General features: G+C 49.8%; 20 protein-coding genes and 1 other annotated feature. Of the genes, 9 read left to right on the top strand and 11 right to left on the bottom strand.

The genetic code is table 11. The features are described from left to right. Positions 1 to 16 precede the first annotated feature (16 nt). The 7 genes from IPP66_11510 to IPP66_11480 form a co-directional block, all read right to left on the bottom strand. Positions 17 to 2,533, bottom strand: coding sequence for a phenylalanine--tRNA ligase subunit beta (locus IPP66_11510; GenBank protein MBK9925905.1), 2,517 nt, complete (start codon positions 2,531 to 2,533; stop codon positions 17 to 19). Positions 2,534 to 2,585: 52 nt separating this feature from the next. Further along, a complete protein-coding gene (locus IPP66_11505; protein MBK9925904.1) occupies positions 2,586 to 3,059 on the bottom strand; it encodes a four helix bundle protein in 474 nt (157 codons plus the stop codon). Positions 3,060 to 3,106: 47 nt separating this feature from the next. Next, positions 3,107 to 4,165, bottom strand: coding sequence for a phenylalanine--tRNA ligase subunit alpha (gene pheS, locus IPP66_11500; protein MBK9925903.1), 1,059 nt, complete (start codon positions 4,163 to 4,165; stop codon positions 3,107 to 3,109). A gap of 100 nt (positions 4,166 to 4,265) precedes the next feature. After that, positions 4,266 to 4,508 (bottom strand) — a binding site (T-box leader). A 153-nt stretch (positions 4,509 to 4,661) separates the two neighbouring features. Continuing rightward, entirely contained in the window at positions 4,662 to 5,579 is a 918-nt protein-coding gene (locus tag IPP66_11495) for a quinate 5-dehydrogenase (GenBank protein MBK9925902.1), read from the bottom strand. A gap of 228 nt (positions 5,580 to 5,807) precedes the next feature. Beyond that, positions 5,808 to 6,026 (bottom strand): hypothetical protein, encoded by a 219-nt coding sequence (locus IPP66_11490; protein MBK9925901.1) that lies wholly within the window; start codon positions 6,024 to 6,026, stop codon positions 5,808 to 5,810. A gap of 112 nt (positions 6,027 to 6,138) precedes the next feature. Further along, positions 6,139 to 7,362, bottom strand: coding sequence for a PQQ-dependent sugar dehydrogenase (locus IPP66_11485; GenBank protein MBK9925900.1), 1,224 nt, complete (start codon positions 7,360 to 7,362; stop codon positions 6,139 to 6,141). Between the two features lie 5 nt (positions 7,363 to 7,367). After that, the gene (locus IPP66_11480; GenBank protein ID MBK9925899.1) at positions 7,368 to 7,724 is read right to left on the bottom strand and encodes a DUF1232 domain-containing protein; all 357 of its coding nucleotides are present in this window, start codon (positions 7,722 to 7,724) and stop codon (positions 7,368 to 7,370) included. 248 nt (positions 7,725 to 7,972) lie between these two features. On the opposite strand from IPP66_11480, the gene IPP66_11475 reads away from it, so the two are divergent. The 9 genes from IPP66_11475 to IPP66_11435 all read left to right on the top strand — a co-directional run bounded on the left by IPP66_11475 (position 7,973) and on the right by IPP66_11435 (position 18,453). Then, complete coding sequence (locus tag IPP66_11475; protein MBK9925898.1) at positions 7,973 to 10,006, top strand: alpha/beta fold hydrolase; 2,034 nt, start codon at positions 7,973 to 7,975, stop codon at positions 10,004 to 10,006. 59 nt (positions 10,007 to 10,065) lie between these two features. Next, positions 10,066 to 10,539, top strand: coding sequence for an NYN domain-containing protein (locus tag IPP66_11470; protein ID MBK9925897.1), 474 nt, complete (start codon positions 10,066 to 10,068; stop codon positions 10,537 to 10,539). Between the two features lie 208 nt (positions 10,540 to 10,747). After that, positions 10,748 to 11,758: a histone deacetylase gene (locus IPP66_11465; protein MBK9925896.1), complete on the top strand. Its 1,011-nt coding sequence runs from the start codon at positions 10,748 to 10,750 to the stop codon at positions 11,756 to 11,758. Between the two features lie 46 nt (positions 11,759 to 11,804). Continuing rightward, positions 11,805 to 12,884: a zinc ribbon domain-containing protein gene (locus tag IPP66_11460; protein MBK9925895.1), complete on the top strand. Its 1,080-nt coding sequence runs from the start codon at positions 11,805 to 11,807 to the stop codon at positions 12,882 to 12,884. A gap of 87 nt (positions 12,885 to 12,971) precedes the next feature. Beyond that, on the top strand, positions 12,972 to 13,691 hold the full coding sequence (locus tag IPP66_11455; protein MBK9925894.1) for a sulfotransferase family protein: 720 nt from the start codon (positions 12,972 to 12,974) through the stop codon (positions 13,689 to 13,691). A gap of 108 nt (positions 13,692 to 13,799) precedes the next feature. Continuing rightward, on the top strand, positions 13,800 to 15,077 hold the full coding sequence (locus IPP66_11450) for an MFS transporter (GenBank protein ID MBK9925893.1): 1,278 nt from the start codon (positions 13,800 to 13,802) through the stop codon (positions 15,075 to 15,077). Positions 15,078 to 15,086: 9 nt separating this feature from the next. Further along, complete coding sequence (locus IPP66_11445; protein MBK9925892.1) at positions 15,087 to 16,319, top strand: hypothetical protein; 1,233 nt, start codon at positions 15,087 to 15,089, stop codon at positions 16,317 to 16,319. Positions 16,320 to 16,324: 5 nt separating this feature from the next. Then, complete coding sequence (locus IPP66_11440) at positions 16,325 to 17,584, top strand: TIGR03862 family flavoprotein (GenBank protein ID MBK9925891.1); 1,260 nt, start codon at positions 16,325 to 16,327, stop codon at positions 17,582 to 17,584. After that, positions 17,584 to 18,453: an alpha/beta hydrolase gene (locus tag IPP66_11435; GenBank protein MBK9925890.1), complete on the top strand. Its 870-nt coding sequence runs from the start codon at positions 17,584 to 17,586 to the stop codon at positions 18,451 to 18,453. Before IPP66_11440 ends, IPP66_11435 begins: the two co-directional genes overlap by 1 nt. 88 nt (positions 18,454 to 18,541) lie before the next feature. On the opposite strand, the gene IPP66_11430 is transcribed toward IPP66_11435, so the two are convergent. The 4 genes from IPP66_11430 to IPP66_11415 form a co-directional block, all read right to left on the bottom strand. After that, positions 18,542 to 18,778, bottom strand: coding sequence for a hypothetical protein (locus tag IPP66_11430; protein ID MBK9925889.1), 237 nt, complete (start codon positions 18,776 to 18,778; stop codon positions 18,542 to 18,544). An 85-nt stretch (positions 18,779 to 18,863) separates the two neighbouring features. Beyond that, positions 18,864 to 19,793: a glycoside hydrolase family 5 protein gene (locus tag IPP66_11425; GenBank protein ID MBK9925888.1), complete on the bottom strand. Its 930-nt coding sequence runs from the start codon at positions 19,791 to 19,793 to the stop codon at positions 18,864 to 18,866. A gap of 157 nt (positions 19,794 to 19,950) precedes the next feature. Continuing rightward, positions 19,951 to 21,459, bottom strand: a complete 1,509-nt coding sequence (locus tag IPP66_11420) for an SH3 domain-containing protein (protein ID MBK9925887.1) — start codon at positions 21,457 to 21,459, stop codon at positions 19,951 to 19,953. Positions 21,460 to 21,584: 125 nt separating this feature from the next. Beyond that, positions 21,585 to 22,394 carry an esterase family protein gene (locus IPP66_11415; protein ID MBK9925886.1) on the bottom strand — a complete coding sequence of 270 codons (810 nt, stop codon included), beginning with the start codon at positions 22,392 to 22,394 and terminating at the stop codon, positions 21,585 to 21,587. Positions 22,395 to 22,404: the final 10 nt, after the last annotated feature.

The raw sequence follows: 22,404 nt of genomic DNA, 5'->3' as shown, positions 1-22,404 counted from the left end.
TTGCATCCCGTTTGTACTAACTTCGCAACTTCGCGCCAACCTCATGCTCCAGCCGTTTGACGATCTTCTTGCGGATCGCGGCGGCATCGGCATCAGTCATTGTTTTGTCGGATTGATACGTCAGGCTATAAGCCAGTGACTTTTTGCCTGCGCCGATCTTTTCATCACGATAGACATCGAACAACTTGACATTGGTCAGCACCTTGCCGCCTGTTTGGCGGATCAACGCTTCCACCTGGGATGCTGGGACTGCCTCATCCAAAATGACAGCAATATCCTCGAGGACGGGGGGCACATCAGCAACGGGTTTAATTCCGTAGGTCGGGGAAACGGAACGCAACACATCGAGGTCAAATTCTGCCGCGAGGACAGGCGCGTCACCGACTTCGTATTTATCTTTCACTAACGGATGCAATTCACCGAACACGCCGACGACTTTGTCACCGATCTTAATTTGTGCGGCTTTGCCTGGGTGCAGGTAGGGAACAGCGTCAGCTACAGAGTAGGTAATGTCTGTGAGGCGGAGACCGCTCAAAAGGAGTTCGAGGCGTCCCTTCATATCGTAGAAATCAAGATGAGGAGAGTCTTTCACATCCCATGCCAGCGCTTCTCGTAATCCAGTCATCACAAGGACGAGCTTGCGTGGCTCGTTGGGGAGTTCATTTTTGACAGGCTCGAAAACGGGACCGATCTCGAACAACGCAATGGATTCGGCACGCACGTTCTTTTCAACCGACTCAAGCGCGGAGGCAAGCAGGCTGCGACGCATGACGCTCCGTTCGGGGGCAATGGGATTCGCAAGCACAACATATTCATCGTGATGCACAACGCGACCTTCACGCTCGGGCGAGGTCATGCGATAGCTGACGATCTCCTGCAAGCCAAGGCGGACGAGCAGGTCGCGCACATGCTCCTCCCACTCGTGAATGGGATTGCCGATCTGCGGCGGGAGCGAATCGGACATGCGTGTTTCGGGGATGTTGTCGAAGCCATAACTGCGGGCGACTTCTTCAAGCACGTCGGCGAGACCGATGACACCTTCACCAATATCGAGGCGATGCGAGGGAGCCGTGACACGTAAACCATCTTTTGTGGTTTCGCATTTGAATTCAAGGTGTGTGAGAAGTTCAGAAACCTTCTCAATGGTGAGGTCAATGCCAAGCAGACGCTTGACATCTTGTGTTGTGACATCAACCACTGAGTCTTTCGGTTGAAGCGGATACTCGTCCACGAGTCCAGGCGCAACCTTGCCACCTGACCATTCAGCCATGAGCTGAAGTCCGCGCTTGACGCCGATTTCTGACTGTGAAGGATGCACACCACGCGAGAAACGGAAGGATGCTTCGGAAGGAAGGTTATGTTGCTGTGCCGTCTTACGGATATTGATGAAGTTCCACGCCGCGCCTTCGAGCAGGATGTTTTTGGTCTTGTCAGTGACTTCGGATTCGGAGCCACCCATCACACCTGCCAGCGAGAGCGAACCTTTTTCGTCACAGACCAACACATTCGTGGACGTGAGCGTGCGCTCGTTGCCGTCCAGTGTTGTGAGTTTCTCGCCATCCTTTGCGGAACGGGTACTGATCTTGATATTGTTCTTGCCTGCGCGTTCTTTGAGAACATCGTAATCAAAGGCATGAAGCGGCTCGCCCTGATCGAGCATGGCATAGTTGGTCGCATCTACGATATTGCTAATGGCACGGATGCCCGCAAGGCGCAAACGACGTTGGATCTTGTATGGACTCTGTTTGATCTCCACATCACGGATCAAGCCAAGAACAAAGCGCGGATTGAGTTCGGGGTTGCTGATCTCGATGGAAACCAGTTTTTCGATGGCTTCGCCTTCGGTCTTGTATTCGATTGTCGGCTTCTTGAGCGAGCGCCCAGTCAATGCGGCAAGTTCACGTGCAATACCGATGATGTTCGCATTGCGTGCCATGTTCGGCAAAATGGAAACATCCAGGACGGCATCGCCCATGTAATCCACAAGCGGCATGCCCACGGGAGCATCGTCATCGAGAATGATGATGCCTTCGTGTTCTTCCGAAATGCCAAGTTCTTTTTCTGATGCCACCATTGAATAAGACTCAACACCGCGGATCTTGGCGCGCTTGAGCGTGGTCAGCACAAGTCCATCGGCATGACCATCATAGAGGGTTGTCCCTTCTTTGGCATAAGCAACTTTAATCGGCTTGGGGAGTTTGCCCGTGCCCTTCAAATGGAAAATGTTCGGCGCACCCGTGAGCACAACTTGATCCTTTTCACCATCGAACAAGTCGAGCAAAGTCAACTTGTCCGCATTGGGATGCGGATTCACTTCACGGATCTCTGCCACGACGATCTTGTCACGCTCCCAGCCAATACCGCTGGTCTTGAATTCGTGACGTTCGCCGTCCTTATAGGTTGGCATCGGCAGACCCGCATATTTGATCTCGTCCACTTCCATACCAGCGAGAGTCAACTTGCGGGCAATGTCTTCGACGGAGAGACCGTCAAGGTCAATGTAATCTTTTAGCCATGAGAGAGGTATTTTCATAATTTACTCCAGTGAGTAGAGAATAGAGATTAGATAAGTAGTGAGTAGATAGTTAGATAGTGGTGTCTTCAGGGTTGTTGGAGTCGTGTGAAGAGTCAATTTCGTAAGGCTCGGCATCTTCACGAACTTTGTAATTTGCACCAGGCTCGTTTTCACCTTGTTTACTTTTCTTGAGGAAGGCGATATAGCCGTTGAGCATTTTCTCGATCTCTTCGCCTTCGTTTTCTAATTCTTTGTAAAGTGTCTCGGGTATAAAGTTCACTTCAAGGCAAAAGATCAAGTGACTGAGCATTTCTTCCAAGGAGCCTCGAGCGTTGTAGCAAAAACGGACATTATCCTGATAATAGAATCGTCCATATCCTTCTGCAATATTGGCAGAGACCCTGAGAGATGAGCGACGGAGTTGTTGATTCAGGTTCCATTTTTCTTCGGGCGGGAGCAAAGATATAACTTGCTTGTAAACCTTAACTGCATAATCCTTCGCCCTAACCCAAACCTGCAACTTCTTCAAACCCTGTATACTCATTTATCTTCCTTCACTAATCTCTAATCTCCATTCTCTAATCATCTAATTTAGAACTGTTCCAGGAAACGAAGATCGTTTCCCCAGAAATAGCGAATGTCGTCGATCTTATAACGCAACATCAACTGGCGTTCAGGACCCATGCCCCAGGCATAGCCCGAGTAACACTTCGGGTCGTATCCGCCGTTTTGTAACACAACAGGGTGTACCATGCCGCACCCAAGAATTTCGAGCCAGCCCGAGTTCTTGCATACACCGCATCCCTTGCCACCACAGACAAAACATTCCACATCCATTTCAGCGGATGGCTCCGTGAACGGGAAGTACGAAGCACGGAAACGCGTATGAGCATTCTGTCCGAACATACGATGTGCAAAGTCGATCAGTGTTCCCTTCAAATCAGCGAAGGTGATGTTCTCGCCCACCACAAGTCCCTCTACCTGATTGAACTGAATTTCTGAACGCGTTGTGATCTGCTCATAGCGGAAGCACATGCCAGGCAGAGCAATGCGAATCGGCGGCGGGTTCTGCGGGTTCGTTGCGGCAAACTCGCGCATCGCGTGGATCTGTCCCGGCGATGTATGCGTCCGAAGCACGATTGGGTTCTCGCCCCGCCCCTCCGCTTCCACGAAGAACGTATCCTGCATATCACGCGCAGGATGGTTCGGCGGGAAGTTCAACATTTGAAAATTGACTTCGTCCGTTTCCACTTCACGCGATGTATACACTTGAAAACCCATGTCCGCGAGAATAGCCATTACGCGACGCAATTGTTGCGTGGATGGATGTAACCGTCCCAGATGCACATTGCGTCCGGGCAACGTCACATCCAATTGTTCTTCTTCAAGGGATTTCGCCAACGCGGCATCTTTGATCGCCTTAGCCCTTTCCTCCAAAGCAGACTCCAATGCCACCTTCACACGGTTCGCCGCCGCGCCGACAGCTGGTTTCTCTTCCTTGGAGAGTTTTCCCAGCCCTGAAAAAACCTGCATCAACGGTGAGCTACGTCCAACATTCGCCACGCGCCAGGCATCCAGCGCGGCCTGATCGGTGATCGCGGCTAACGATTCCAATGCAGTCTTTTCGATCTCGTTCAATTGTTCCAACATTCGTACCTCCAAAAATCTGACCGTAGACGATTGACCATTGACCATTATCTATCGTCCGTCGTCTACGGTCTATAGTCCAAAACAAAAACCTCCCGTCCGCAAATGGGACGGGAGGGAGATTCCCGTGGTACCACCCAAGTTGACCACTCTCGTGGTCCTCTTTGTGCTGACTAACATCAGCCTCCCCTATAACGCTGGGATTGCGATTCGCACTACTTATACATTTCACACGAATGGCTCAAGAGGGAACTTCAACTGATTTCGGACGAGTGCAATTTCACCGCTTACCTTGCACATCTCTGGCGGCTTCTGCCAGTTTACTTTCCTCTGTCACTGCCTTTATATTTTTGGAATCAGGGAGCTTGCTCCCGTTTTTACACCAGCAAGCTGGTGTATTCCATATTGGTTGCGCTTTATTATCTGCGAAAACGGGACGGTGTCAAGGCTGGAATCCTGTTTGAATAGGTGAAGCAGGCTTAGGCTTGACAAGAAGCGTTTAATTCAGCACTTCAATACTTGGCTCCAAAGGGATGCGCTCGACCAAATCCAGAAAATCCTTATTGGTTACTTCGGATTGGGGCTTATCTAACAAAGCCAGCAATGTCGCTTCCATCACGTTCGTACCAAAACTGCGACCTTCGAGCCGCGGCGTAACGGTGACCAAGATATGCAGGTTTCGTTTTTTGAGCTCTTCAACATTCTTCGCTGTAGTCGTGTTCGTAACAACGATCTTGCCTGTCAGGTCATCAGGCATGTACTGGCGGATCTGGATAAAGTCACCCGCAATGACAGTAGAACGTTCATAGTATTCTGTCCATTTTGATTGAGGTGGTTTATCCTGCTCTGAACCAAGCGCATAGAACCACTTAAAGGGCAGGTTCGTGATCACGGGTAAAAGGATCGCCGCCATCAGGCGCACACCCGCCAGTGTTTTGATAGGGATAGGGATTCCCAATGCGAACATGAGATCAGCAAACGTAACATCAAGACCTGCATCTACCATGGCTTCACCCATACCGTAGCGGTCCACGGCAGTAGTCTGCAAAGCAGGCATACCTTTGAGGGTTTTGCCTTCCTTTTCATTAAGATGCTTCTCAAGAAACTGAAAAGCGCGCTTTTCAAGAATACCTTTTACACCATTCCCATCCCCCACTTTGCTGACCTTGATCGTTTTACGAATGCGGTGAACATCACGAAAGTAATACCGTTTATCTGCGACTCGCAAAAAGAATTCCAGCCCGCCTACACCAAAAGCATCCACTTTGCCATCCATCTCAGCATATTGTTGAACAGCTTTCTCAAAATCCCCGTTGGTGCCCCGCCTCGAAAGTTCACATTCCTGACCAAGAAAGGTATGTCTGGTTGTATGATCGCGCGATGAAGACCCCACACTAATGGACAATACTTTTTTCATATACCACTCCGAAGGTTATATAGTTTTACTGCATCTATCACTGGCGTATAAGTTTCAAAACCCGTACACGCAGTAAAAGATACCCCATACAACCTTGTCCCGGTCACTTAACGGCAAACCCCGCGATCACTCGCGGGGTAGCCCTTAGACCAACTCAGAGGGAGGAGAGAGTTATGTATGCCTTTACAGGCGTTTTGCTTTCAAAACAGGCTTTTCAGCCTATTTCGTTTACGAGGGTCGCACATCAGGGTTCGTACCGCACCAGGCACAAACCATTTTGTCCATGGCGTTGCATTCCAAGGCATGAGAACAGCGCTGGGCAACGACATGAGGCGGTTGATCGGGCATTTGATCAGAAGGATATACAACCTGCGATTCTAAAAAGATCTCATGCCCAACATGTTCACAATAACGGATCTTGCTAATTTGCCATTTTTTCTGAGTCATTTGACACCTCCAGTGTACAGCGCCATTGTAGGGCAAATAAAAAACGCCTGCTAGTGACAGGCGTCACAAATTGGAATGACAATCCGCCTATTGTGGATGAGACTTCACCAAATTATTTTCTGTCTAATTGATAGACATCGCCACCGTCCGCTACAAGATAGACTTCCCCACCCTGATCCTGCCCGAAGGATGTGATATTGAAATCCGCGTCGAACAACAATTGGTTCTGCCAGCCATTCACAGACTTGATCAACCCCCAAATTTTCCCTGTGCAATAATCGCCGTAGAGGTAGACTCCGTTCCACTCGGGCATGGCTCCACGGTAGACGTATCCACCAGTGACGGAGCAACCGCCTTCGGAATGGCTGTATTCTGCAACAGGCTCGATCAGATCGGGAGATGCGCTGCCCTCAAAATCATGTTTACCTTCGCGTAAGTCCCAGCCAAAGTTGGCACCACCGGGAGAATTTGCAGGAAGATAATCGATCTCTTCATAAACGTTCTGCCCTACATCGCCAATGTACAAATCGCCTGTTTGTTTATCAAATGAAATCCGCCACGGATTGCGAAGTCCGTATGCCCAGATCTCATTCCCGAACGGGTTATCAGCAGGGACGGCATATGGTTCGGCTGAGTTAACATCCAGTCGCAAGATCTTGCCAAGTAACATGTCTGTTTTTTGTCCATTGCCAAATGGATCATCTGCCGCGCCGCCATCGCCCAAACCGGCATAGAGATACCCATCAGGGCCAAATTGCAGTGTGCCACCATTGTGATTTGGGAAGGGTTGCTTTACACGCAACAGATTGACTTCACTGGAAGGGTTGGCTGTATTTGGGTCACCAGAAACCTGAAAGCGGGAAATGAAAGTATCGCCGCCACTACCGGTGTAGTTCACGAAGAAATATCCGTTTTGTGCGTAATTGGGGTGAAAAGCCAACCCAAGCAAACCTCTCTCATTTGAGTCGTTATTTACGCGATCTTCGATATTCAAAAACGGATTTGAAAGCAACTGTCCATTCTCAATGATTCGGATACGGCCCGCTTTCTCGATCACAAACAAACGTCCTGACCCATCGGGTTGCAAGTCAACGGGACGTTCGAGGCCAGAGACGACCATTTGCCAGGTGTAGTTGTTGGCATCGGGGAATGCCGAAACATCAGATGGCAGATCGGTGGGAGGAACTGATGTCAGTGTAGGTAAATCAGGGATTGTTGTCGGGGGGACAAAGGTCGGTAAATTGGGATCAGGCGTCGGTGTAGGAGGAAGCGGGGCACTTAATCCGCTACAAGCAAGAAGAGGCAATACCAATAATAGGATCAGGTAGCGTTTCATTGTATCTATTTCACATCCGTAGATTCAGCGTCGATCACATCATCGGTATCTGTGGTGTCGAGGTTGCTTTGCAGATCGCTCATATGCTCCTTGACCACATCACGAGGGCAAAGTTCAATGAAGAGATTGGAACCAAACCAGACGATAGCCGCATCGTCGAGCGCAGATATGCCGGGAATACCCATGATGATATCAAGAGGTGAAACGAGATATACAAGGGTGCCAAGGGGAATGAGCTTTGTCCATGCGCTGACCCTTCGGTCGCCAAGAAGACGCAAGATGAGTTTTGTTTGAATAACCACATTGTGTAATACGCCGCCCTGAGATTGGACGATCGATCTATTTTGTTTTTTGTCAGCCATTTGTATCTCCTGTTTATCAATATGTTGCATTTGTTTTGAGATGTCGACACAAACATCTTCATATCATTATACCTAACACATGTAATGTTTCTGTTTGCGTTATATCAGATATATACGAAAGAGCTACCCTAAAGTGTCAGTGTTGGTTTATGGCAATCATACAAAAGTCACCGTAGTTTCTTGCTGACATAGCGCGTCACGCTTACAATTCAGCCTTATTCAAGTAACCGAAAAGCAAGGAGAAAAATATGTCCCGTAAAAATGTATTGATCATTACTATTTGTACTGCTTTATTTATGCTGGCCTGTAACTTTGGAGGGCTTCTCACGCCAAAACCCACCGAAGCACCAGCAACCGAACCCGCATCGGTAACCGACACCCCGGCACCTACCGAAACGAACAACATGACATCGATGTTGGAACGCTTGGGTGGAGAAACCTGCGAAGAAAATACAGATTTCACCTGCGTGACGATCCAGGTCCCATTGAATCACTTCGATACGGCCAACACAGAGACATTGGACGTGGTCTTTGCAGTTGCGCCCGCAACAGGAGAACGCTATGGAATGTATGTGCAAGCATTCCCCGGCGGTCCCGGCGGTGAAGGTATCAGCTCAGGTGGTCTGTATTGGATACCAGAAACCATTCTGGAACATTTTGATATTGTTTACTTCGATCAACGCGGACTTGGGCTTTCCGGTCCCTTAACCTGCCCCACTGCATACGCAAAAGATTTTCTGGGGTATTTGAATGAGACCAATAAAGCCGGGCTGGAAGGGTACGATACACCAGCCGAACAACAATCCGCCATTGATGATGCTCGCACCTTCGTGGAAAGTTGCGTGGCAGAGATCGGCATCGACCCAGTCAAATTGAATTACTACGGCACAGATCAAGTGGCCGAAGATATTGAATCTTTCCGCAAGGAAGTGGGCGATGAAAAGTTCTGGCTGTATGGTGTAAGCTACGGCACCGCTGTGGCCCAAACCTACGCCGCCTCACATGCGGACCGTCTTGCGGGTCTCGTCCTTGACGGAACAATTGATATGACGCTGACAGGAGAAGAAGGCGCTCTCGCGCAGGAAAAAGCCTTCGACAAAGTCCTTGTCGCTGTTCTCAAAGCCTGTGATGCAGACGAGGCTTGTGCGGCAGAGTTGGGCGGCGATGCATTGGCAGTTTACGATAAACTTGCCGCGCAAATCTCAAAGAAACCCATGGCCTATGAATTCCCTCTACCTGACGGAACAAAGGTGAAGCGCACGTTCACGTTCAATCAATGGGAATACACCACTGCGTATCAAATGTACTCCCTCGGCGGACGCATGCTATTCCTGCGCGCCCTGGCTTCTGCCAATCAGGGAGATATTATCCCCATGGCGCGTTTGTTATATCAACAGGCAAACCTTGACCCCGCCACAGGAGACTACATCGGTGACCCAACATTCTCAGATACGATGTTCTACGATGTGAACTGCACCGACGACTCGTATTTCAGCGGCACGCCAGAGGAAAAGATCGCCAAGACGATCGAGGCAGGACAGGCATCCAACGGCACCGTGCCGCGTGTGGACGGTAGCGTATACACAGGTTTGTATTGCGCCTTCTGGCCCAGCGCACCGAAGGAAGTTGTCAAGAATGAGCCCCTGATCGCTGACGGTGTGCCAACGATTGTATTGAATGCAACGCTCGACCCCGCCACCCCATTTGAAGAAGGGAAAGTCGTTGCTGAACGTCTGGCAGATGGATATCATATCTATGTCGATGGAGGCCTTCATTCCATATTTGGTTATGGAAACGAATGCCCTGATGATTACATCACGAACTTCCTCGTCAAAGGCGAACTGCCTGCCGAGCGTGAGACCGTTTGTAAGTGGGATCCGTCCGTTGTGCGGGCTTATAAGCCTCTCATCGCCAAGGACGTGAGTGACTTTGCCGACCCGCTGGAGGTTTTCCTCGCAATCGATTCGAACCTTCTCTCGCAACCCGAGTTTTATTACAGCGATTTCAGCGAGGATGTCTCATTTGCCTGTAACTACGGCGGATCGTTCACATTTGGTCCCAGTGAAACAGGCGAAGCATACTCGTACGAAAACTGCGCCTTCACAAAAGGCTTCGCGATCACAGGTAAAGGCGGCTACGACTCCAACAGTGGCGTCCTGACCCTTGAAGCAGAAATCAGCGGCAAGAAAAAGGGAACGCTCACCTACACCAAGAACTACGACGATGGCACAAGCTCCGTCACTGGGGAATACGGTGGCGAGACCATAGACTTGAGCCAGTAAGATTTACCAGAAACAAGAAGACAGTCACTGTATAGTGACTGTCTTCTTTATCTTTTATCATGCCCTATCTCATTGATGGACACAATCTGATTCCCAAACTTGGGCTTCGCTTGGATTCCCCAGACGATGAAATGGAACTCGTTGCCATTCTTCAAGAATTCTGCAGGATCGAACGCAAACAAGTGGAAGTCTATTTTGACGGAGCGCCTACGCCTCATGCCGGCACCCGCAAGCTGGGCACTGTAACCGCGCATTTTATTCCGCTGGGAACCACCGCTGACGATGCCATTCGCAGACAACTAAAGAAGATGGGCAAACGCGCAAAGAATCTCACTGTTGTTTCATCCGATAGACAGGTAGGAGCAGATGCACATGCTGTACAAGCAGAAGTCATATCATCAGAAACATTTGCCATGTTACTCAGGCAGGCCCGCAACTCTGCCCCCAAGCCATCTGAAGATCGCAAGCTCTCAAAACAAGAAGTAGAAGATTGGCTCAAACTGTTCGAGGCAAGAAACCACAAACAACGGTAACGAGTAATTAGGATAATCTGTATCGAATTTCTAATAAAAAATTAATGTAGTTTTTTTCGTTCAAGAGTATATTCAATCCATCGACACCTGCCCTCCCCCTTTATTGGTATTAGGTGTCTCTGCCACCGCTTTGAACAGCATGTCCCCCCCATGCTGACAGGGCGGTGGTTTTTTACTCCACCCGGCCTCCAGGCGATATAATCCAAATATGAAAACCGCTTATACACTCGTCTCCTCTCCCAACCATGTGTATCCCGAGCATCCTGAACGACCAGCGCGATTAGGTATTCTGCAACCACGGCTCGCATCTTTCCATGCAGAGCTATTGGATGTAAAACCCGCCTCACACGAACAGATCAGTCTGGTCCATGATCCTGAACTTCTTACTACGCTGGAAGCGATTTGCCGTGAACAAGCGCCCGGCATCATTGATCATGCCCCCACATATGTAACAAAAACTTCGTTCGATGATGCCCTGCTCGCCGCCGGCGGAGTCATTACCTGCTCACGAGCAGTGATGAACGGAGATGCTCATAACGCCTTCGCCATCGTCCGACCGCCAGGGCATCACGCAGAGCCCGATAAAGCAATGGGATTCTGTATCTTCAACAATGTTGCTGTTGCGGCAAGAGATGCTCTGGTACAAGGATTGGATCGCGTGATGGTCATTGACTATGATGCCCATCACGGTAACGGGACGCAAGCCGCATTCTTGAATGACGAGCGTGTTGCATTTCTATCGGCACATCAATGGGGCATTTACCCCGGCACAGGAACAACAATGGATGCGCCGCACGCCAAGAAGCGTATCGTCAACGTCCCATTGCCTGCACGTGCTGGTGATACCGTTTACGAACAAGTCGCAGATCAAATCTTCAAACCATTCGTCGAATCATTCAAGCCACAAATGATCTTTATTTCTGTTGGCTTCGATGCGCATTGGAATGATCCCATCACCATGCTCGGGTTATCATCCGAGGGATATTACATGTTGGCGAACAAAACTGTCGCTTTGGCGGAGGAATACTGCGATGGGAAGATCGTCTTCGTTCTCGAAGGCGGCTATGACCCGCTCAACGTGGCTAACGGGGCAGAAGCGACATTCGACGCATTGACCAGTTCAAAGTCCAGAAAAGACGCGAATGATCTAAGTCCGCATAAGGAACCAGATTGCGAGGTGCGCATCGAGGAAGTACGTAAGTGGCATGGATTCTCTTGAGTCATCTTTTATAATTGCTGAGTCAATTTTGCCATAAGGAGCAATCATGGGACGAAGAAGAACTGTCGGATATATTGAAAATGTATGGACTTGCCCAAACTGCGGAGGGGAAAATAAGGGCAGTTTGAAGGCATGTGATGCCTGTGGTGCGCCCCAACCAGAGAATGTGCAATTCCATCTTCCATCGGAACAAAAACTTGTGAAAGATGAAGCGGCGCTCAAAGCCGCACAAGCAGGCGCGGACATCCATTGTGGGTTCTGCGGCACACGCAACCCTGCTACAGCTGAAACGTGCTCACAATGCGGTGGCGATCTAAAAGAAGGCAAAGCCCGTGAAGCGGGGCGAATTATGCAGGCCCCGCCTCCCCGCCCAACAGTGATCAAATGCCAGAACTGCGGAACTGAGAATCCCGGCACGAACGTCAATTGTCTACAATGCGGAGCGGCGTTGCCAAAAGTTCAGGCGGCTCAGGCAGTACAAGCCGTCGCGGCACCAGCAGTTGCACAGAAACCGATGGCTCTTGCATCCAAACCTGCAGCACCAAAGAAAACAAACTGGCTGTTGATCGCCGCTATTGTAGGCGTGCTGGGAATTTGTTGTGTTGCGATCGGAGCCTTGTTCCTCATCCCTACTTCCTCGGTGCAAGCTACTGTGACCGACGTACACTGGCAAACAAATGTACCCGTGCAAGAAGTGCAGGCTGTTGACTATTCAAACGAAAAAGGGAACCCGCCTTCTGGTGCGTATGATGTTTCCTGTCATAACGAAAGTCGCGATGTCTGCGAACAAAAGACAATCGACAAAGGCAACGGCTACTCGGAAGTTGTGGAGGAATGCCACACGGAAACCGATCAATATTGCTCCTATACGTTGGATGAATGGAGAACCATTCAAACCTACACGCTTGATGGCAACAACCTACAGCCCGTCTATGATTCTCCCAACCTTGCCAGTGACCAGCGTATCGGCGATAAAAGCGAGGAGTTGACGGTCAATTTCTCAACAGACAAAGGCGACAAAACTTACTCTCCCAGCACGATCACTGAATTCCAACAATATGAAGTCGGGAGCACATGGAAATTGAAATTGAACTTACTTGGTGGAATAGTAAGCGTAAACCCATAAATATCTGAACAAAGAAAACTCCTGATATGTTCAGGGGGGTTTCTTTATAATCACGCACAACATCACCACAAAAGGAGCATGGGAAATATGAAACTCATTGGGGCTGGGTTTGGACGCACAGGCACGTTATCACTGAAAAAGGCTCTTGAACTGATCGGGTTTGGTCCCTGCTATCACATGGACGAAATGATCCGCTACCCACAGCACATGGATGTGTGGAAAGCGGTCGCACAAGGCAAACCTGTTAACTGGGATGATATTTTCGAGAACTATCAATCCTCGCTCGATTTTCCTGCCAGCTTGTATTATCGCGAGTTGTTGGCGGCCTACCCTGATGCGAAAGTGGTACTCACCGTCCGTGAACCTGAGCGTTGGTATCAAAGCATGTACGAGACCGCCTACACAATGATGGAGTTATACACGCCTGCGTGGGTAAAAAAGTATGTTCCGCAATACAAACGCTTTGCCGACTTGATCGACGTAATGATCTGGAATGGGTTATTCAACGGCAAGTTCGCAGATAAGGAACATGCCATTCAAATCTTCAATGCACATATCGAAGAAGTCAAGAAGAATATCCCTGCGGAAAAGCTTTTGATCTTCAACGTAAAAGAAGGATGGAAACCGCTCTGTGACTTTCTGGGAATTCCTGTGCCTGAAGACATTCCTTTCCCGCATATCAACGATCACGAAACAGTGAAAAAGCAAATTGAAAGAGCACGCACGATGTATCAGGTTATCCCTTATGTTGGGATTGGGATCATTCTTCTAATCGTCTGGTTGATGGCGAAGCTTATAATCACCTAAACACTGGTAATTGATCATTACCTTTATCAGACAAACTCCTGACCATCATTCAGGAGTTTGTCTTTATAATCCAGCCGCACATATCACTGTATACGATTTGGAGTCAACTTGAATCACTCGCTCATCACCACCTTGAGAAGCCTACGTGGCAACCCGCGCGGATGCGTCTACAATGAACCGTTATGGGGTATTCCCTATTTTCTGTATCTGCCATACGTTTCGATCTACATGCTCGCACTGGGACTTTCCGATGCGCAGATCGGAACCATCGCCAGTATCAGCCTGGGATTTCAGGTGATCTTTGCATTGTTCGGCGGCATCATCACCGATAAGCTGGGACGCCGCCTCACTACACTGGTCTTCGACATTATTTCCTGGACGATCCCATCAATCTTAGCCGCCATTGCTCAGAACTTCTGGTATTTCCTCATAGCGGGCATTATCAATAGCGTCTGGCGCATCACCCATAATTCATGGAACTGCTTGCTCGTGGAAGACGCCGATAAAGATCAACTCGTGGATATTTACACATGGATCTATATCGCCGTCAACATATCGGGTTTTGTAGCGCCGGTGGCGAGCCTGCTGGTGAACCGATTCACCATGGTGCCCACTGTGCGAGGCTTGTATATCTTTGCGGCGATCATGTTCACGGTCAAGGCGATCATCACCTATCGCATGACCACAGAGACACAACAAGGCATCATCCGCCTGGAGGAAACACGCAGTCAAAGCATATTCAGCGCATTGATCGAATATCGTGGCGTTTTTCAGGATGTATTACGCACGCCTCAAACACTCTATACAGCAGGCATCATGCTCGTGATCAGCATTACGACCACGATCTCAAACAACTTTTGGTCAATCATTGTGAAAGAGAAACTTCTTATCCCTGAGGGAAGTTTGGGATACTTCCAATTCGTCAGGTCGGCTGTGATCCTGTTCTTTTTCTTTGTCGTCATGCCACGTATCAACAAATTACATTTCAAACTTCCCATGGCAATTGGTTTCCTTGGTTTTGTTCTTAGTCAGATCATTATTATTGTTTCACCGGTACAAAGCTATGCGTTCATCGTCGCCAACGTCATCATGGACGCCAGTTGTTTCGCCGCAGTCAGTCCGCTTGTGGATAAGATGGTCGTGCTGACAGTTGACCCCAAAGAACGCGCACGGATCCAGTCCATTCTCGCGGTGGGCATCATCCCTCATTACTGCCCCATTTCCATGGATCGCTGGCAATCTTTCAGAGATCAACCGTATCTATCCCATGATTCTCAATACCGTTTTATTTTCTGTTGGCGCAGCGCTGGCGTATCTGGCTGGCAATGCTTCACAAGAAGCTTCTTCCGTGGAAGCTATAATCCCATCATAAATACAACACCTTAGTAAGAACCTATGATGAACAAAGACTATCAGGAATTAATCGAAAACTATATACGGCTTGCGCTGTCGATTAACGAACATTTGCCGGGGTATATCGATTCGTATTTCGGCCCTGACGAATGGGCACAAGATGCCGGAAAAGTCGGGAAGCTGGAACTTCCAACCCTGCTGCAAGAGGCGGAGCGACTTGCTGTCAACATCTCCCAAGCAAACGAGTGGGATGTTCAACGCAAGGATTTTTTGATGCACCAGGTCACTGCCATGCAAATGAGTTTGCGCTTGCTCGCAGGCGAGACCGTATCGCTAGTTGAAGAAGCTCAGGCTTTATATGATATTCACCCAACATGGAAAGACGAGTCCTATTTTATAGAGTATCAAAAATGGCTTGAAGATGTTCTACCAAAGGGCGGCTCGTTACGAGAGCGCTTTGAGAGTTGGCAAAAATCCATTGAGATACCGCTTGAAAAGGTGGAGCAACTTCTTCCTTTCCTCATTAACACTTTCCGAGAATTGACGCATAAAAAATTCGATCTTCCAGAGAACGAGTCATTTACTGTCGAGTTCATTTCAGACCAGTCCTGGATGGCATATAACCAGTATCTTGGAGAGTACAAATCACGGATTGAGATCAATACCGATATGCCCATGCAGATCAAGGATCTGGCGGTCACGATCGCGCATGAAGGCTACCCCGGCCATCATACAGAACTTTCCACGAAAGATGCGAGGTTGATCAAGCAAAAAGGATATCAAGAGCACCAACTCACATTGATCAATTCCCCCTGGGCTGTGATCACAGAAGGTATTGCAACAAGCGCTTTGGAAACGCTACTCACCGATCAGGAACTGGAAGACCTATATCGAGAGGAACTCCTTCCGCGAGCAGAGATGACCGACATTGATATAAAAACTATAATGGGAGTAAGCCGTGCAGAACGAAAGGTGCGGGAACTTTGGGGAAACGCAGCGTTCATGCTTCACGAGCAAAAGAAAAGTACAAGTGAGATCGTTGCGTATTTGCAAAAATATGAATTAAGTACAGAGAAAGAAGCCAACCGGGCTATTCAGTTCATATCTGGTCCGTTGGATCGTTCTTACATTTTTACGTACACTGCCGGTTATGACCTTTTAGAGAAATTGTTCTCGACGGCAAACCGGGAAAAATATTTTATACGCCTGCTTGGAGAGCCAGTCACACCTAGTCGGGTCAGACAGTGGATCGAAAATGAAAGCCACTCGAAATGAGCGTCATGGATAAGTCTGTAGTTATTGTCGGAGGTGGGCCAGCAGGGTTGATGGCGGCTGAAGTCATCAGCGCACACGGTGTGAAGGTGGATGTATATGATTCCATGTCTTCGGTCGGGCGCAAGCTTTTGATGGCAGGCAAAAGCGGATTGAACATCACACACTCCGATCCATTCGATGTGTTCGTTTCGCGTTACGGCAAACGAAAAAATAATATCGAACCACTGCTCAAAGCATTCGGCGCTGACCAACTCCGTGAATGGGTGCATAGCTTAGGGATCAATACTTTCATTGGGACTTCAGGACGCGTCTTTCCCATGGGGATGAAAGCGAGTCCGCTACTACGGGCCTGGCTCACGCGATTAAACGCCTCAAACGTGACCTTACATCTGCGCCACAAGTGGACAGGTTTTCCTACACCTCAGCTTGCTCTCGGCGCCGTCCCCGGCGCCGAGGACGGCGGCGGGAGCTTGTCGTTGCGCTTTGTCACACCCGATGGCGAGGTGACAGTGAAAGCAGACGTGGTTGTGTTCGCTTTGGGCGGAGGCAGTTGGTCGAGACTCGGCTCGGATGGCGCGTGGGTGTCCACGCTGGAACAAGCCGGGGTTAAGGTGGAAGCGTTGCGTCCATCCAATTGCGGATTCGATGTGGCGTGGTCTGAACACTTCCGAGAAAAGTACGATGGGCATCCCATCAAATCGGTGATCTTATCGTTCGGGAATTTTCGCCAACAAGGCGAGTTCATTGTGACGAAAGAAGGCGTGCAGGGAGGCTTGATCTACACAGCCTCAGCGATGATGCGCGACGAGATCGAGGCGAACGGCAAGGCAGTGATGTTGTTGGACCTGAAACCTGACCGAACGCTCGAGTGGTTGAAAGAAAAATTATCAAGGCCACAAGGCAAACGTTCATTGGCTAGCTATCTTGAAAAGTCATTGGGGATCCACAGCGTGAAGGCGGGACTGTTGCGCGAATTTTTATCGAAAGAAGATCTCATGGATGGAGATAGACTGGCTGGTTTCATCAAGGCGTTGCCCGTGCCATTGGTCGCGCCGCGCCCGCTCGATGAAGCGATCAGCAGTGCAGGTGGCGTGACATTTGAATCGCTTGATGAAAATTTGATGTTGAAGAACTTGCCCGGCGTTTTTTGCGCAGGCGAGATGCTCGATTGGGAAGCACCCACAGGCGGATACTTGCTGACAGCCTGTTTCTCCAGCGGGTACGCGGCGGGGAACGGCGCGTTGAAGTGGTTGGGAAACTTGTAATGGCGTTTGCAGTTGAGCCGCCACAAGCTATCTACGGGGATATGACATTGCCGAACACTCGCCTGCATTATGTGAAGGCAGGGAGCGGCGCGCCGCTTATCATCGTCCCTGCGACGGTTTCGTTGATAAGGCAATGGCTTCCGCTCACGCAGTTCATGGGACAACGATTTACAAGTTATTTCTTTGAACTGCCTGGGCATGGCGGTTCAACTCCGTATCCTGAAAAATTTCAGAGTAGCCTCGTCCCTAAAACTGTTGAAGCCTTCGTTGACAACCTGGGATATGAAAAGTTCAGCCTGATGGGATTTTCATTTGGGGGATTGCTGGCCTTGCGGACATTGGAACACCTGCAAGACCGAATCGAAAAGGTGATCTTGCTTTCGCCGTGCGTCAGTCGGCGTGCGTTGAAGTGGTCAACGCCAAGACAATGGGCGTTCAAGGCATCAGTCAAAGCGATGAAAAATCCAAGGCTCTTGCAAGGCATTCATTATGCAATGAACGCGCCTAGCCTTGAAAAGCCGCTGACGTATGCACTCAGCAAAGCCAGCAAAGTGGACAGACGCATCCTTGAAAACAAGAAAGCGCTGCGCATGCCCCTTTCCACACTGGATGTGTTCGCCTACACTCTGGATGAAATTTTTCAGACGGAGTATCAATACACAGGTGCGCCGTTTAGTATCCCGTCTTATTTCGGCATGTCGGTCAATGACGATATATTGAACTACGATCTCACAGAACAGATCGTGCGTCAACACTTTCAGAAACTCACGATCCAGAAGTTCACGCATCCGTATCACCAACCGCCAGAACCGCCCACCTTCGAGTGGCTTAACCGTGAGTTCAGTCCGTTTTTGGGGATGTTCAATTAACGAGTTTAGCGTAGGGGCGACCCGCCTAGCGAGAGCAAAGGACCCGACGATCCTGATGGGTCGCCCTTACAAGGCATAATGTGAAAGCCTAATTTTCACTTCGCAGGGGATTCTCATTCGGGTAAGAACATAAAAGTGTATCGAGATATTCCACGCCGCAAAAATATGGACAGAGTGAAACGTTCTTCACGGCGCATTTATGTGTGTCTGTGCTTTCCGCTTTGTTCCACGGACAGCCATCCTGCTCCCACGCAATGCTTCCCTTAGGGGTGGCAAGGTCAATATCCATGTTCGCGCCTTTGAGCTTTTGGATTTTCTGATTCATTTCTTTATCCTTAACCGTAGGGACACAGCAGGACGAATACTCGTCAAAACCCTTTTAGGATTCGCTGTGTCCCTACAAATGTCCATCAAGGAATCAATGCCTTCAACAGGTCTTCTCGCCAGACTTTGGCATCCGGGTCATACAGCCCGAAACCTGACGCCAATTCCCAATAGGCCCACGCAAACCCGTGAGCTTCTGCCTGTTCGCGGACAAACGTCGTCCAGCGGACACGGGACTCTTGTGGCGCTTTGTTATACGCGCCAAACTCTCCCAGCAAGATACGAACGTTTCCATGTCGCTGTGACCAATCTACGACAAAGTCGAAGTTGCGAATGACTTCGGCCTTTTCCGCGTCACTGCCCCACTCTGTGCCAAGCCAACCTTGCGCTTCGTCTCCCGCCCACTCTGCACCTTGATGTGTGAACTGGAATGGCGAATAGTAGTGGAATGTAACAATGAGATGTTGATCGTCCGGCACATCCAGCGTGGAGAGCCATTCATGCGAGTTCCAATTAACGGGACCGATCACAACATCGCGTGTGGGGTTCGTCTCGCGGACAATTGCCAGCGCTTCGATCAGATATTGATTCCACAGTTGTGCGTTGAGCTGATCATTCGGCTCGTTGAGCAGTTCGAACAAGACGGTCGATGGATACTCTTTGTAATGTTCCGCGACTTGTTTCCAAATGCCGAGATAACGATCCTTGTGACTCCACGGGTCCCAAGCCATCTCTTCATAGTGATGGAAGTCAACGATGATGGTCAGGTCACGTTTCAATGCCCAATTCACCACTTCATCGACACGCGCAAAGAAGTCAGGGTCAATGGTGTAGGGCCATTCCTCTTGTGCATGGGTATTCCATCTCACTGGCAAGCGGACAAAGTCAAAGCCAGCTTCCTTGACGAGATCGAAATATTCTTCCTGCACATACAATCCCCATTCACCTTCGTTGGGCGATTCAAGCATATTGCCAAAGTTGACACCGCGATGAAGTGTCGGGGAGGAAATGGGCATCGAGGTGGATTCAGGCAAAGGCGTAGGAAGAAGCGGCATGGGCGTCGCCGTGGATCGAGAAACTAGAGTTGGCGTCGCATATTGTTGCACACATGCAGAGAGAACCAAAAGAACAGCAAAAGAGAAAAGAAGGAATCGTTTCATGAAGGCACTCGTATCACTGTTTTCCTTTTGGAGTTGGGCTTGGCACTGGCGTGGGCTTTACCGCTGTTGGCACCAGTGTGGGCACCGGGGTGAAAATGGGAACCGTTTGTAGGTCACCGATCAGATGACCGGTGGATGATGCCACCCAACAACTGGCGTTGAACTTTTTCCAGAAAATGTAATACCATGCGGCATTCTCACTGACGCCGAGGATATCAACGGTATCACCCTGTGGGATCGCAGTCAGATCGGGATAGTTTTCGCCCGGGCCTTTTCGACAAAAGGCGTTTTTATCCAGGACAAATTTAGGCTCAGAGAGCGGAACCGCAGTAGCGGCGGCTGACGCCACAGGCAGGAATTGATAATCCCAGCCAAAGTCTTTGTCGGTCAGAATCGTGCCACTATCCACCATTGCATTGGCAAAAGCATCAGCACCTGTAAGGCCAGGAGGGAATGTCCATCCGCCGGGGAGCAAAATGGAATCGTTCGGCGGGTTCAACGAACGAATCGCAAGACAATAACTTCCGAACGCAAGGATCCCATCGAATTGATAATGCCCATCGGTATCTGTGAGCACGCTGGCTACACTGGCGGTTGCACAACCTCCCCAATGCAGGTCTACCTGAACGCCTGCAATGCCGGGCTCTCCGGCCTCGCGAATTCCATTCGCATGAAGAGACCCATCCGTTGCACTGACACAACCAGCCGGCAACGGCTCAGGAGCAGGGCCATCAGGTACAGCACACAGATCATGCCATACGATTCCACTAATGGATGCGGAGGGAGGCGGGCTTCCACCAGGGCCACCGCATAAACCTGTTTCATCTCGCACAAAGCTTCGGGAGGTAGAGAACGGTCCAAGCGTGGTGCCGTTGATGGGCGCAATACGCCAATAATAAATCTGGCAATCAACAAGAGGTGATCCCGGCCCCCAGCGTGTGGATGGATTCCCCGTCCCGCCACTGAGACTTGTGTCCGCGAACGTTGGGTCAACAGAGAGATCAACTCGGTACCCTTCCGGAGCGCAATCTGCAGGGTAATCCCAGATCAGGCTGTCGTTGGCTTCATTGAAACTTGCCCCTTCTGCTGGTTCAAGTAATACAGGAGCAACTAGTGAATCTGTCGCACAGGTTGGGCCGGTGAAGAAATAAAACCTGCCGGCAGATGGCCCTAAAGTAGTGTCATTGATTGGCGCGACACTCCATGCGTATTCCTTGCCCGGTTCGAGGGGCGAACCAGGACTCCAACTAGTGGAAGGATTTCCCGTCCCGCCGCCACGGTCATCGGTAAAGAATGGACCCGTCCGGAGAGTGATCGCATATCCTTGAGGAGTGCAGGACGAAGATGGATACGTCCATTGCAGGGTGGGAGAAAGTGAATCGACAGTACTCCACATCGCCGGGCTGTTCGGCGTCACAGCCTGCAGGCTGTCCGTCGAACAAATGGGAAGGGGCACATTACAACCACCCGATACCAATAACATCAAAACCAATAAAGATACAAGAATTATTTTTCTTTTCATGTGCATTTTCTCCTCGGAGAAAATTATCGCACACAAAGTTTCAGACAATAACCACCTTTTTGTAATGTATGAGTCTTCTACCCTTGAATAGGCATCTGTGCGAGCTGAAACAAAATAGCAACCCGTCAGATCCCTATCAGCCCATTCAGGTCTCTCTTTTCTGGGAACATCCATAGCAAGACATCCTGGATCATCTTATCCCAATACGACCAGTTGTGATCGCCCGGGCCTTCTGCATATGTCAGATCAAGCGAAAGTTTGCGGACCGCATCACGGAAGCGAATGTTATCGGCATAGAGAAAATCTTCGGTGCCGCAACATTGATACAAACGCGGCTTGTCTTTTCCCTTTGCCGCTTTCTTCGCAAGCGTGAACAGATCGTGCTGACTGTTTGGCACCTTCGTTAGATCGCCGAAGACATTACGCATCCCCACCAGCCAGTCTTTGTTCAATGGATCATGCTTATGTTCTCGAACTACTTCACGGATGTCCACTGCACCTGAAAGACTCGCCGCGGCGGCAAATCGTTCGGGGCGGGTCAATGCCAATTTGAAGGCGCCGTATCCGCCCATGGACAGGCCCGCCACAAAGTTGTCCTTGCGCGCCGAGGAGACAGGGAATGTATCGCGCACCAATGCAGGGACTTCTTCGCTAACGAATTGCCAGTACTTGCCACCATAAACCATGTCACTGTAAAAGCTGAGGTGGACGGCGGGCATCACGACGGCAAGGTTCAATCCCTGAGCATATTTCTCGATGGACGACCAACGCATCCATGCCGTGTGATCGTCGGAGTGGCCGTGCAAGAGATAAAGCGTGCGATACTTGGATTTGCGTTTTGCCCCCGCTAAAAGCATGTGCTGAGGAAGCAGAACGTACATACTGCTTCGCATCCCTAATGTTTCAGAAAAGAAGTTGAGTTCGTTGAGGATCATATTGTCTCAA

The organism is Candidatus Defluviilinea proxima, from assembly GCA_016721115.1.
Classification (GTDB): Bacteria; Chloroflexota; Anaerolineae; order Anaerolineales; family Villigracilaceae; genus Defluviilinea; species Defluviilinea proxima.
This window is presented reverse-complemented; position numbering and strand designations above follow the sequence as displayed.

Coding starts and splice junctions, on each gene's coding strand:
- IPP66_11480 (MBK9925899.1), bottom strand. CDS start 7,724: ATGGCTGACAAAAAACAAAATAGATCGATCGTCCAATCTCAGGGCGGC.
- IPP66_11460 (MBK9925895.1), top strand. CDS start 11,805: ATGGGACGAAGAAGAACTGTCGGATATATTGAAAATGTATGGACTTGC.
- IPP66_11415 (MBK9925886.1), bottom strand. CDS start 22,394: ATGATCCTCAACGAACTCAACTTCTTTTCTGAAACATTAGGGATGCGA.
- IPP66_11505 (MBK9925904.1), bottom strand. CDS start 3,059: ATGAGTATACAGGGTTTGAAGAAGTTGCAGGTTTGGGTTAGGGCGAAG.
- IPP66_11425 (MBK9925888.1), bottom strand. CDS start 19,793: ATGCCCATTTCCTCCCCGACACTTCATCGCGGTGTCAACTTTGGCAAT.
- IPP66_11495 (MBK9925902.1), bottom strand. CDS start 5,579: ATGAAAAAAGTATTGTCCATTAGTGTGGGGTCTTCATCGCGCGATCAT.
- IPP66_11490 (MBK9925901.1), bottom strand. CDS start 6,026: ATGACTCAGAAAAAATGGCAAATTAGCAAGATCCGTTATTGTGAACAT.
- IPP66_11470 (MBK9925897.1), top strand. CDS start 10,066: ATGCCCTATCTCATTGATGGACACAATCTGATTCCCAAACTTGGGCTT.
- IPP66_11485 (MBK9925900.1), bottom strand. CDS start 7,362: ATGAAACGCTACCTGATCCTATTATTGGTATTGCCTCTTCTTGCTTGT.
- IPP66_11420 (MBK9925887.1), bottom strand. CDS start 21,459: ATGAAAAGAAAAATAATTCTTGTATCTTTATTGGTTTTGATGTTATTG.
- IPP66_11445 (MBK9925892.1), top strand. CDS start 15,087: ATGATGAACAAAGACTATCAGGAATTAATCGAAAACTATATACGGCTT.
- pheS (MBK9925903.1), bottom strand. CDS start 4,165: ATGTTGGAACAATTGAACGAGATCGAAAAGACTGCATTGGAATCGTTA.
- IPP66_11430 (MBK9925889.1), bottom strand. CDS start 18,778: ATGAATCAGAAAATCCAAAAGCTCAAAGGCGCGAACATGGATATTGAC.
- IPP66_11435 (MBK9925890.1), top strand. CDS start 17,584: ATGGCGTTTGCAGTTGAGCCGCCACAAGCTATCTACGGGGATATGACA.
- IPP66_11510 (MBK9925905.1), bottom strand. CDS start 2,533: ATGAAAATACCTCTCTCATGGCTAAAAGATTACATTGACCTTGACGGT.
- IPP66_11455 (MBK9925894.1), top strand. CDS start 12,972: ATGAAACTCATTGGGGCTGGGTTTGGACGCACAGGCACGTTATCACTG.
- IPP66_11440 (MBK9925891.1), top strand. CDS start 16,325: ATGGATAAGTCTGTAGTTATTGTCGGAGGTGGGCCAGCAGGGTTGATG.
- IPP66_11465 (MBK9925896.1), top strand. CDS start 10,748: ATGAAAACCGCTTATACACTCGTCTCCTCTCCCAACCATGTGTATCCC.
- IPP66_11475 (MBK9925898.1), top strand. CDS start 7,973: ATGTCCCGTAAAAATGTATTGATCATTACTATTTGTACTGCTTTATTT.